Source organism: Streptomyces sp. NPDC006314, from assembly GCF_040613075.1.
Lineage (GTDB): Bacteria > Actinomycetota > Actinomycetes > Streptomycetales > Streptomycetaceae > Streptomyces.
The window spans coordinates 1-2429 of sequence record NZ_JBEXRL010000066.1; the positions used below are offsets into that span (position 1 = coordinate 1).

Here is a 2429-nt window from a genome sequence, read left to right on the forward strand (position 1 = left end):
CAAATCACCACCAGAATCACCAAAGCCTTCAAAATCCAATGCCCCGTCCGCACCCTCTTCGAAAACCCCACCATCCACCAACTCGCCCAATGGGTCGGTGAAGCACAGCCGAAGGCGGCCCCCGCCCTCCTGTCCGCCGGAGCCACGGGCGATCCGGGTCTGCTCTCCTTCGGGCAGCAGCGCATGTGGTTCCTGGACCAGATGGTCCCGGACTCCACGCTCTACAACACCCAGGCACTCTGGCGGATCGACGGCGACCTGGATGTGTCCGCGCTGGAGTGGGCGGTGACCGAGGTGGTACGGCGCCACTCGGTGCTGCGCTCCCGGATCACCACCACGCAGAGCGGTCCGCTCCAGGTCATCGATGCCGCCGCCGCCGTGCGGTTGCCGCTGACGGACCTGTCCGGGCACCCGCGTGCCGAGGCGATGGACCGGGTCCATGAGCTGTCGTCGGAGGAGGCCACCCGGCCCTTCGACCTGGCCGCCGGACCGCTGCTGCGCCCGCGGCTGTTCCGCATCGCCGCCGACAGCCACTGTCTGCTGGCGAGTTTCCACCACTCGGTCATCGACGCCTGGTCGCTCACCGTGCTGTGGAGGGAGCTCTCGTCTCTCTACGACGCCCGTCGGGGGGGCCGTCCGAGTTCGCTGGCCGCCCTTCCCTTCCAGTACTCCGACTACGCCGCTCATCAGCACGCGTGGCTGGGCACGGAAGAGGCTGCGGAACAACTGGCCTACTGGCAAGGCGTACTGAAGGATGCGCCGGATGTGATCGACCTGCCGACCGACCGGCCGCGGCCGGCCACGCCGTCCGGAACGGGAGGCCGGGTTGCCTTCCGCGTTCCCGCGGAGGTCGAGGCCGAGCTGCGGGCGCTGGCACGGTCGCACGACGCGACCCTCTTCATGGTGCTGCTCGCCGCGTACGGGTTCCTGCTCTCGGTGTACGCGCGCCGCTCGGACGTCGTCGTGGGCGTCCCCGCGGCCGGCCGCACCCAGCCCGAACTCGAGGACATGGTGGGGCTGTTCATCAACTCGCTGCCGGTCCGACTGGCCTGGGAGGGCTGCCCGACGGCGGGTGAGCTGCTGCGCCTCACGAAGGAGGCGAGCCTGGACGGACTGCGCCACCAGGACGTGCCGTTCGAGCGTCTGGTCGACGCCCTCACGGACGAGCGGCAGGCAGGTGTCAACCCGCTGTTCCAGACCTGGTTCGACTTCGACCAGTCCCTGGCGGTCGACTCACCGTCCGGCCTGCACGTCGAGCGGGTGCCGGTAGCGTTGCACTCGACACGGTTCGACCTGGAGATGCTGCTCGAGGAAGGGCCGGACGGACTGACGGGTTCCCTCGGCTACAACGCGGATCTGTTCGATCCGGTGAGCGGTGAGCGGTTCGTCGAGCACTACCTGGCCCTGCTGGCCGCCTTCGCGCACCGCACGGACGCGCCACTGGCGGTACCCGCGGCGCCCGCCATGAGCGTCCTGGACGATGCCGGTACACCGGCTGTGGACGCCTTCACCGACGTTCTCGGCGAGTTCGAGGCGTGGGTGGACCGGGCTCCGCAGACGGTGGCCCTGGTGTCGGACGGCCACGAGATGACGTACGGCGAACTCGACGCCCGCGCCAACCAGCTGGCCCACTTCCTGCGCTCCCGCGGAGTGGGACCCGAGAGCGTGGTCGGTGTCTGCGGCACCACCGGCTTCACCTCGGTCATCGCCCTGCTCGGCATCCTCAAGGCCGACGGCGCCTACCTCCCCCTGGACACCCGCAACCCCCACGAACGCCTCCAGCACATGGTCCGCACCTCCCGGGCCCACCTCGTCCTCACCGAACGCACCACCCCCCACGACCCCGCCCCCTTCGGCCCCCTCACCCACTACTGGGACGAGCACCGCACCGCCATCGACGGCCAGCCCACCAGCCGCCCCCGCAGAACCGCCCACCCCGACACCCTCATGTACATCGTCTACACCTCCGGCTCCACCGGAACCCCCAAGGGCATCGCCGTACCGCGGCGGACCATCGGGAATCTTGTGGCCTGGAAGGTGGGAACAGGGATGCGCGGGCAGACCTGCGTCCAGCTGTCCTCCGTGGGCTTCGACGTGTTCCTGCAGGAGACGTTCACCACCTTCGCGTCCGGCGGACAACTGGTGCTGGCCGACGACCGCGACCGGGAGGACCCCGGCCGGCTGCTGGAGCTGATGGCCCGGCACGGGGTGGAGCGGCTCTATCTGTCGCCGTCACTGCTCCAGCAGCTGGCGGCCACCTCGGCGGTCACCGGATGTGTCCCCCCGCTCCGCGAAGTCGTGGCCGGTGGTGAGGTGTTGCGGTTGACGGCCGACGTACGCGCCTTCCTGGAATCCCTCGACAACGTCCTCCTCGAGAACCAGTACGGCCCCTCCGAAACCCACCACGCCACCTCCCACCAACTCACCGG

The 2429-nt window shown here is 69.5% G+C and carries 1 protein-coding gene; it reads left to right on the top strand.

Annotated features, from left to right (window positions below; translation table 11 throughout):
• Positions 1-183: 183 nt before the first annotated feature.
• On the top strand, positions 184-2429 hold a 2246-nt coding region (locus ABZ079_RS36760; RefSeq protein ID WP_356943788.1), incomplete at its 3' end, for a condensation domain-containing protein.